The organism is Paenibacillus sp. FSL R7-0333 (genome assembly GCF_038000365.1).
GTDB lineage: Bacteria > Bacillota > Bacilli > Paenibacillales > Paenibacillaceae > Paenibacillus_AQ > Paenibacillus_AQ silagei.
Window position 1 is genome coordinate 7,767,246 of the sequence record NZ_JBBOBZ010000001.1, and the last position, 10,007, is coordinate 7,777,252.

At 43.7% G+C, this 10,007-nt stretch carries 5 protein-coding genes; all 5 read left to right on the plus strand.

Annotated features, from left to right (window positions below; genetic code table 11):
- Nucleotides 1–164 precede the first annotated feature (164 nt).
- The 5 genes from MKY86_RS33535 (at nucleotide 165) to MKY86_RS33555 (ending at nucleotide 9,811) form a co-directional block, all read left to right on the plus strand.
- Nucleotides 165–353, plus strand: coding sequence for a hypothetical protein (locus MKY86_RS33535; RefSeq protein WP_076077452.1), 189 nt, complete (start codon nucleotides 165–167; stop codon nucleotides 351–353).
- A 327-nt stretch (nucleotides 354–680) separates the two neighbouring features.
- Nucleotides 681–1,280: a DUF4037 domain-containing protein gene (locus tag MKY86_RS33540; protein ID WP_083684745.1), complete on the plus strand. Its 600-nt coding sequence runs from the start codon at nucleotides 681–683 to the stop codon at nucleotides 1,278–1,280.
- A gap of 320 nt (nucleotides 1,281–1,600) precedes the next feature.
- Entirely contained in the window at nucleotides 1,601–3,037 is a 1,437-nt protein-coding gene (locus tag MKY86_RS33545) for a radical SAM/SPASM domain-containing protein (RefSeq protein ID WP_076077474.1), read from the plus strand.
- A gap of 90 nt (nucleotides 3,038–3,127) precedes the next feature.
- A complete protein-coding gene (locus MKY86_RS33550; RefSeq protein WP_076077476.1) occupies nucleotides 3,128–6,706 on the plus strand; it encodes an ATP-binding cassette domain-containing protein in 3,579 nt (1,192 codons plus the stop codon).
- Between the two features lie 195 nt (nucleotides 6,707–6,901).
- Complete coding sequence (locus MKY86_RS33555) at nucleotides 6,902–9,811, plus strand: S-layer homology domain-containing protein (protein ID WP_076077479.1); 2,910 nt, start codon at nucleotides 6,902–6,904, stop codon at nucleotides 9,809–9,811.
- Nucleotides 9,812–10,007 lie beyond the last annotated feature (196 nt).

The following is a 10,007-nucleotide window of genomic DNA, read 5'->3' on the forward strand; positions in this document are numbered from 1 at the left end:
CTGACCAGCCGTTTTTAATGGAATAGTATTATTATCAAGACTTCAATCTAAATGATAACAGAATTCAAATGAATAGTCTAGTAATTTTTGGGCGAGATGTTAACATAAGGTTACCGGTAAAACAAAATGTGAGTGCGCACTGTTACATGAAATGGAGTCTGCAAATGAAGGGTTTAGACTTGAGCGAGGAGTTCTATTGGGAGATTGTGAGGCCGCTGATCGCCAGACGTTTCCCGCAACTAATGGAGAAGCATGCTGCCGGATTGATTGGATATGGCTCGGATGTTCTAGGGCATGATGACGACTTATCAAGAGATCATGAATGGGGAGCCAGATGCTACATTTGGCTGTAGGACTCGGACTACGATCAATATGCTGTAACCCTCGATCAAGCGTTGGATGAAGAGGTTCCGGCTTTATTCAAAGGGTATCCCGCCCGCTTTTCTGTAGATGAGTCTCACAAGGTGCTTATACCCTCTAATGGTAGTGGCAATCTGCATCATATTGCTATTACATGTGTCTCCCGGCATATGCGAATCCAACTGGGTCTGCATAGTGTGCAGCCTTCCTTACACGAGTGGCTAATGCTTCCTGAGCAGAAATTGCTCGAATGGACAAGAGGGAGAATCTTCACAGACCCTATAGGGGAAATAACAGAAGTGCGTTAGACCCTTGCTTATCTGCCAGATGATATCTGGCGCTATAAATTGAAATATGCCTGGAGTTCATTCTGTCATCTCTATGTGGTAAAGCTCGCTGAACTTCGGGGAGAAACGTTGTCAGCCCGGCTGCTGTTAAACCGGATGGTGGAGCAGGCGGTGCAATTGGTCTTTCTCTACAACAGAAGGTATCGGCCGGGGACCTACAAATGGCTGTCCAGGGAGCTGGCGCAGATCAGCCCTGTGGTCAATGAGCATGTTAAGCAACTTGAAGCGATCCTGATGGAACCCTCTATTGCAATAGCAGTGCAACAACTGGAAGGCTTGTTAATGAAATTGGCGTATCAACATAATGGATTGAAAATAACCGAATTTATTGAACTTCAGCCAGCGCCGTTCTACGCAAGAGGCCTGCAATCGTATTCTTATGTAAATATAGAAGATGCGATACTGGCTACGTTACCTGGAGAACTCCAGCATCTTGAAATCCCGGGTGCACTGGATCAGTTGATTACAAGTGATCACGTGTTGATCTGGGCGGATCATTATTCCAAATTCAGGCCAGTATACAGTGCCAAGTCTGATATAACAAGAACCGGGATAGGGGATATGATTGTCTAGCTGACCGTGTTTAATAGTCACCGCCGAAACGATGAACATGATATTTTTAACAGTTTTTTTAACAGAAGATGAAATAATATATTTTATAACATCTGGGATTATATATCATAAATGAATCTTTATCACATAATTCTATTTCTCTTGAAATAGACCGTGAATGGAGGTGAAACTATGAAAAAGCCAGTAATGATCCATCCTTCGTCTGTTAAAACAAATTTAAACCCGTTGACGACTAATCGTCCTTGCTAATCTAACCAGGGATATCTGTGGAGCTTTTAGAGCACACAGATATCCCTTATAAATTATAACGGAGGATAAATATGAAGATTTTGTATAAGCTAGCCGCTAACTTAATCAGATATTCTATTACGGATGATTATTACTTTATCTATAATGCACTGTACGGAAATGGAAGAATAGTTTCTAAAGAATGTAATGATTTTTTTGATGGTCATACTATAGTTTCGGAGCATGAAGTACTGGAGTATTTTGGCGATGAAATGTTCAATGATTTAATTGCTTTGAATTTTATCTATAAGGTTGAAGAAGATGAACGGGCCTTGTTGGAGAAAGAATTGGATCAACGGCAGCAGGCGTTACATACTGGTATTTATTTTGACAGGCTTCATCTTTCTACAACTAACAAATGTAATATGAGCTGTAGCTACTGTTTTTGTAGCACCTTTGACTATAGTGAAGCTAACCCGCAAGATGATAAGCTGAGATTTCCGCAGCAGGCAATGTCTTTTGAGGTTGCCAAGGAAGCTATTGAGAAATCGATTCAGGTCATTCAAATGAACGGAAAGAACAAACTGTCAATTGAGTTTTTTGGCGGAGAACCTTTTTTGAACAGTAAGCTGATTGAAGAAGTATTATTACACTTCGGCGATGGTACAAGCTTTGGCATGGATTTGGAATACGGAGTCACTACAAATGGTTCATATTTGCCATCCAGTATATTGGAGCTGTTGGCTAAGTATAAGGTGCGAGTGGCTGTAAGCATTGATTATATTGATTACCTTACAGGTGAGTTCCGCGGAGAAGGAAATAATCTGATTAAGTGGGCTACACTGGACAAGAATATTGGTAAGCTTAGAGATCACAATATCAATATTGAACTGCAGTCAGTAATGTCAGAAGAGACTTGGGATCATTTTAATTATGAGCTCATAGACTATGCTGCAACAATGGGAATAAAAAGTATTGAGATTATCATGTCTTTTGATTTTGATTTTTATAGAAAGTTTGGTTCCAAAGAGATTGGTGACCGAATTCTGGATGCTTACGACTATGCTCAGACTAGAGGCGTGTTGTTATCAGGGTATTGGTATCAATCATTCTGGGGAATTGTTCATCCGGATGAATGGGTGGAAAGAAGAGCCTGGAAGACCTGCCCTACCATCGGGCGTCTAATAAGCATTGAGCCGGATGGCAGTGCCTATGCCTGTAAAACAACTTCAAAAAAATTAGGAAATACAGATTTATTTCAGGAGATTTTTGCTGGTGAAGCATACCGTTATTATGCGATGAGAGCATACTCCAACTCCAAGGGTTGCGTCGATTGCGAATTGGAGGGATTTTGTTCGGGGAACTGTACAGGTGCTGTAGAGAATGAATTTGATGATATCTATAACTATGATGAAGCATACTGCAAAACAATTAAACATATAGTTAAAGGATTGCTGGAACGTTATTTCGTGGAAATTAAAGTGCAATTGCCGGAGACCGAGAAAAAAGCAGATTATATATCAGGATAAACTTTGTTACCTAGGCTCCGTCTTTGTTAATGGATGGGGCTTTGTATAATTTGACTATCTAATTTCGCAATACATGAAGGGATGAACAGTTTGACTAACCCGAATCAGAGCCGTTCTCTTGAAGAGAGAGCAAATCCTATCCAAAAGTTATTTTTTACGTGGACACGTTCGTTTACTAAACATGCTATACGTAAGGATCAGTCGCTAGATGCCATCCAAGAATCCATTCTGACTATTCCCTCCGCCTATGGGATTGGACAGGTTCAAGAAGAGTCTGAGGTCATGCGCAGATCCCAAAAAGTGCTTCCGCTTGTTATTCATATCGTGCGTCAATTAAAGTGCTCTTTCCTGGCCTATGCATTACTATCCATTCTGACGCTTGCATTACAATTCTCTATCCCTTACTTGTTCCCTGATATCCTTCGCGCTATCATTAACGAAAGCTCGCAGCCTCACGGGAGAGCGCTGGGGGCAATCTTCCTGTTTGTCGCCATTCAAATGGTTAAGGTGATCTCCAATTCTCAATTTCTGCATTTCCGCTGGAAGTTAATTACCTCCATTGAATTCAATTACCGGAATATCCTGTTTAAGAATATTTTGCGGAAAAAAGAATCCGCTCAGCGTGCCGGGCAGCTGATAGATTTGTACGGAAACCAAATTAGCTGGTTCAGAGGAATAGTTTGGTTTATAGACGGCATAAGCAGCGCGCTCGGGATTCTATTCGGCGTTGCACTCCTGGCAATGTATTTAGGTGCCGGGGGCCTTATGGGGTGTATTTTGCTATTCGCAGCACCTATGTTTTCGAGGCTGCTTCATCAACTGAATCGGGTGGATACTGAGCTCAGCCGGGCAAACAGTAAGCGGCTATTTGAAATCAACGATTACCTTAACAAATATAGAGAAGCTAAACAAATGAGCTTCACCAATTACTTCATTCGCAAGATTAATGAAGAAAGATCGCGCCAATCGGAAATTTTACATAAAAAAAGTAAGATTCAAATTCTGCTAACTCTAATCAACTATTCTCTGGTTCCGTTGACGGCCATGATATGCATTGCCTTCTCCTCTCTTATGGGCTATCCGCTAAGTGTTGAGAAAACCATGGCATCCTTTATTGTATTTGGCCTGCTGGACCGGTGTATTAACGATTTCCTCGTCAGTATCAACACAGTTAGACAAGGGCTAAAGGCTGCCTCACTCGTAAAGGAATATGTTAGCCTGGATGAAGAAGAAGGGGAGGGAAGCAGGGGGACTGTAGAGAACGCAGGGATGATCTCACTGAAGAAAGCAACGTATAGCACACCTAATGACCCTGGCCAGATTCTGCTTACAGATATAGATCTAACGGTCAATCCAGGACAGTTGGTTATCATTATAGGTGCAACGGGGGCCGGGAAAACGAATCTGCTGCGGGCCATTGCCGGATATCTGGAATGCGTTCAAGGAGATGAATCTGCGGAGCTTAGCTGTGAGGAGGTCATGGATCCTTCACCTTTATTCCCGGTAAGCATCAGAGATAATATCATCCTTGACAAGCCTTATGAGGAAGCGCGTTATCGTCAGATCATTCATTTATGCGAGTTAAGCAAGGATCTGGAACAGTGGGCAAGCGGGGATTCTACAGTTATCAACACAGATATGGTCAATCTATCAGGGGGGCAGAAAAAAAGAATCTTGCTGGCCCGGGCTGCATATCAGAATGCCAAGACCGTATTGTTGGATCAAATTTTGAATTCTTTGGATGCAAAGGTGCGAAAGAGAGTACTTAAACATTTGATTCTGGATTATTGGAAGGATACAACAAGAATTATGGTGGCCGCCACTATGGATCAGGAATTGTTTGAACAGGCAGACCAAGTGATTGTAATGAAACAAGGCCGCATCAAGGATGCTTTCCAAAAGAATGCATTAGATTACAATACACTTCGTGACTTTCTTCCTGATGAAAATGTAATTCCAATGAATAATGAAAGTATCACCAAGGAATTGTCAGAAGAGCAGAGCTTGAAGCGGGAAGGGCCGGGCCCTGAAGAACAGGAGAAGCTTAAACAATCTAGTCTTAGAGTACTGAAGCATTACTTTTTAGCACTAGGAAGCAAGCCGCTACTGGTTCTTTTCATAGCTTTATTTATATTAGCGCAGATAATCGATGCTGCTTCTATTTATATTGTGCCGCGGTTCGGTGGAAATACTGCAAACCCTATGTTATTCGCCTCTATTTATTTTGGCATAGCCCTATTGCTGGTTATTACCAATGTAGTGCGTATAAGTATAATCTACTTGGGGAATGTAAAAGCCGGTGAAGCCCTTCATCAGCAATTATTACAGCGGGTATCAAAATTCAGTTTTTTGCAGTTCAGTAAACAACAGAACGGCGCATTATCCGCGCGTTTTTCTAATGATATGAAGGTTATTGATATGGATATGAGCGGGTACACCAGCAATCTGCTGGAATCGTTTTTCAAAATTATTGCCGCAGCAATTCTAATTGCTTACTCGGATTTCTACATGGTGCTGGTGCTTGGTGTGTTCCTGATATTTTTCAATAAAATTCAGAAGGAAGTTCGGATCACGGGCAAAATTACATCCAGGCTAGCCAATGAAGCACACGAGCCCTGCCTCGCTATTCTTAAATCTGTGGCTGCAGATTCTAATTATGTCAGGAAGCAAAGCCTGCAAACTTATTTTACGAATATCTGGGAAGGGAAAATTACAGACGCATTAAATGCAGAGTATACAAGACAGTCAGTGAATAGACTTTATCTGTTCTGGATAGAGGTAGCAGGGTATTTTACATTTTCTGTTTTCTTGATCCTTATGAGCTTGAGAGGCTTCGCGGGGGACTCCGTTATCATCTATGTGACTTTAACTTATACGTTAACGGCATTTTCCAATTTTGAAGGGCTGCTCAGAGATCTTCGTCATATGGAGATTGGGACGAATTCACTTGAAAGAATCTTGGGGCTCGAAAGTGAAAAATCCCCGGTAACCGCAATAGAGATCATGCCTCCGGTTATGAATACAGCAGGGGGCCTGACCATCAGGAATTTGCGCGCCCAATATAATGATTCCATACCCGTCATCTCCGGATTGACACTAAAACTTGCGCCTACTGAAAATCTGCTGGTCAAAGGAAGAACGGGAAGCGGCAAATCTACGTTATTTTATTGCCTGACCCGATTTATGGAGTATGAAGGCGAGATTCTCCTCGGAGACACTAATGTGAAGTCCATTCCAGAAAATCTGCTGATGAAAAAAATAGTCACCCTGCCGCAGCGGCCGGTGCTTTACCACGGAACGCTAAGAGATAATTTGGACCCCGAGCAGCAATGTACGGATCAGGAGATATGGTCAGTGCTTGAGAAGCTAAATCTTAGGGAGAGAGTATGCTCTCTCCGACAAGAAATTGATGAAGATCAGGGGAGCTTCAGTCAGGGTGAAAAGCAGCTTCTTAATTTGGGAAGATGTCTGCTGCTCAAGCCGGAATTGTTATTAATTGATGAAGCAACCACCGATATTTATGGAGCGCAAGAATCTGATTTATACCGACTGATAAGCAAGGAATTGCCGAATACAATGGTCATTGGCATTTCACACAAAGAGACCCAGTCCAGCTTTTATCATAACATTCTGGATATGGAAGAGATGAAACTCCAAAAAATAAGATAAGGGTCTCTTTTTAAATCTTTTTCCTCCAATATTCCAATTTATACAATTTCCTAGTATCAATATACATAGTAAATGTACATAGTCCTATTGTAGAATCAAGAAGTTGTCGAATTATGGAGTGATATTCCATCCTTGGAACTCTGTAGGGCGATGGTTTTTATGAATTTTTTTACAAAGAAAGAGGGGGAAGAAATTTTGTTATTCCAAGCAGCACGCCGTAAACTCAGTCTGTTGATTGTATTTGCCCTGTTAATCAGCAGCCTTACGCCACATCTGGTGTTCGGGGAGTCCGCGCAATTGAAAGATATCGCAGGCTCTTATGCTCAAAAGGAGATTCAATCTTTAACTGAAGCAGGAATCATCTCGGGGTATGAAGATAACACCTTCAAACCGAATAAGGCTATGTCGCGCGCCGAACTGGCGAAAATTATAGTCCTGTCCTTAGGACTGGAAGTAAGTGGTGATCAGGCCGCAGCATTCAAAGACGTTGCCGCTACCAGCTGGTATCGTGGTTATGTAGGTGCGTTGGTGAAGGCAGGCATCACAGAGGGGACATCGGCGAGCACGTTCAGTCCTAATTCGAGTGTAACCCGGGAAGAGCTGGTTGTATTTTTCATCCGGGCCTTTGAATTAGATGAAACGGCGAAGAAGCTGCCGCTTGGCAGTAAGCTGTCAGATATGTCTGAGGTGTCTGATTGGGCAAAAGCTCAAGTATCCCTCGCCTTCAACAATGGGTTCATCAACGGGGTAGAGGGCATTGACGGCACGCTGAAATTCAAACCTAAAGAGCGCGCAGAGCGCCAGGCTCTGGCTCGTCTCGCATATGAGTTCAAGACGAATAAGGCACTATATGTTGAGAAGTCCAAGCAGCTCCTTGCTGAAGAGACGAACAATGTTAAGACTCCGGTGGTTACTCCGGCTCCTACAGCGACACAAGCTATCCGTGATACGTCTGTGAGCGCTCCGGCAGCCCCGGGTCCAGGAACGCCAGCATCCGCAACGCCTGCACCCGCAACACCGGCACCAGCGGAGCCGACTCCAGCACCAGCAACACCGGCACCAGCGGAGCCAACTCCAGCACCCGCAACACCGGCACCAGTGGAGCCAACTCCAGTACCGGCCAATGCTCTCCAGATTGTAGTGAAGGGGGAGAGTACAGATGCTATTTATGCAGAAGAGTCCACTGAAGTTATTTTCCGTACAACGCTTAATGCGGCAGAGACAGCAACTGCAAGTGTCTATCAGATAGATGACAGCGGCAAAGTGATGTCACAGATCACCCTGCTGTACGATGATGGTCAAGAAATTCATGGAGACAGCCTTGCGGCTGACGGACTCTATAGCGGCAAAGCAGCATTAACTGAAAATACAGAGGGCTACATAAATCTGCAGGCCTTTGTTGGAGAGGTGCCTAGCAGTGCAGTCTTTAAACTGTCTGTACTGAAGCATCTTACAGATGAACAGCTTGCACAAACAGAAATGATTGAAAATAATACACAGAGTAAGCTTGATCAACTGGCTGCTTCTACAAGTAATTTGCAACAGGCAAAGGAAGAAACAGTGGCTTGGCTTCAAACCCAGGACGAAGTAGAGCATGCAGGAATATCGGGTGAAGGAGGAAGCATCTGGTATTTGCTGGACAACGGGATTCTAGGCGGAATATCCTCGGCCCCTGAGAATACAAAAGGATTAAACAACACTGTAGAAGAGGCTGCGTCCAATAATGCATTGACGGCGCTCACGCAAGATGTGGAACAAACCGTAGCCACCATAGGAAGCCAGCAGGTTGCTGTGGTCTCTCCATTCTCCGGCACACTTCCATCTTCGACGGTGTATGACGCTGTATATCAAAGCTTCGAGCAGTCGAATTACCCCTTCCTTGTGGAGAGAGTAAAGGACAGCGCAGCGGGCGTTAACTTCTTCAAAGGACTTAATCAGTATGGTGTTGTGGTCTTAGATTCCCATGGGGATACGTACTATGATGAGATCGTGCTCCAGACATTCCATGATAAATACGGTGTTGATTTCAAATATGCGGGGCCGCAAGTCATGTTCCTGACTGGAGAGAAGGCAACCGCAGAGAACAACAAGACCTATGAACTGGATCTGAAAAAGGGAAGATTGGCTATCATATCGGGTTATTATGCGATTACGCCTTCTTTCATTACACGGTACAATGATATGCTTCCCGGCACTATTGTATATAACGGCAGCTGCCGCAGCGCATACAACGATTCCATGTCGGATGCGTTCATCAACAATGGCGCCAGCACTTATTATGGTTACACCGATTATGTAAAGCTTGCTTATGATCAGGTCATTGCTCCATCCGTATTCAATGCCTTGAATAATGAGAATATGACAACCGGACAAGCTTTTGAGGCAGCAGTGGCTGCTCATGGAGCCGATGACGGGTTGGCAGCATTCGTTATGAAGGGAAGCAGCATCGGTACGAAGACCGAAGGGATCATCAACGGAACCTTTGAGAACGGAAAATGGACCGGCTGGAATGGAAACGGAGATGTCCGGGTCATCTCAAAGCTGGGGCCGCTTAAGCCTACAGAGGGTAACTACATGGCGATTATCAGTACTGGCCTTGGGTTTGAAAACAATGATAAGGGAGGATATGACTACAATTCCGATAGTTATATCGAGCAGAGCTTCATTGTCCCGGCGGGAGCCACAACCTTGTCGTTCGATTACAATTTCATTTCTGAGGAGCCAAAGGAATATGTTGGAACCAAATACAACGATACATTTAGAGCAACAGTAACTTCCAGTGTATACATCAATCCGGCTTCCCTCGTCACCTCACACTTGAATGGCGGACCTACGGTGACGTCCAGTGTCTACGGACAGGAATCTGTGATTGTTGGTAAGGAATCGATTAATGAGTCCACAGCCTATTGGATTGATGAGAACAAAGTAGACGTTAATTTCTACGGCGGGGATGATACGGCCTACATGACGAATTGGAAGCACGTCCAATTTGATGTGAGCCAATTTGCCGGCAAGGGCTCCATTGTCCTCCGGTTCCATGTGTGGGATCAAGGTGACAGCGTCTTTGACACGGCAGTATTGATCGATAATGTAATATTGAAATAACCGTAAACGGCTGGATCAGGGGAACCTGACCAGCCGTTTTTTAATGGAATGAGCAATCAAGACTACTACATAGCCTTTTGCAACCTAGAGTTGCAGAATAAATATAGAATACTCTACTTACGCTCGATTTCGATATCAGCTCCTCTATGCTACTATTGGCTGTGTTGAGTGAAAGTAGAATGGAGGTACGGTCACG

Coding starts and splice junctions, on each gene's coding strand:
- MKY86_RS33545 (WP_076077474.1), top strand. CDS start 1,601: ATGAAGATTTTGTATAAGCTAGCCGCTAACTTAATCAGATATTCTATT.
- MKY86_RS33535 (WP_076077452.1), top strand. CDS start 165: ATGAAGGGTTTAGACTTGAGCGAGGAGTTCTATTGGGAGATTGTGAGG.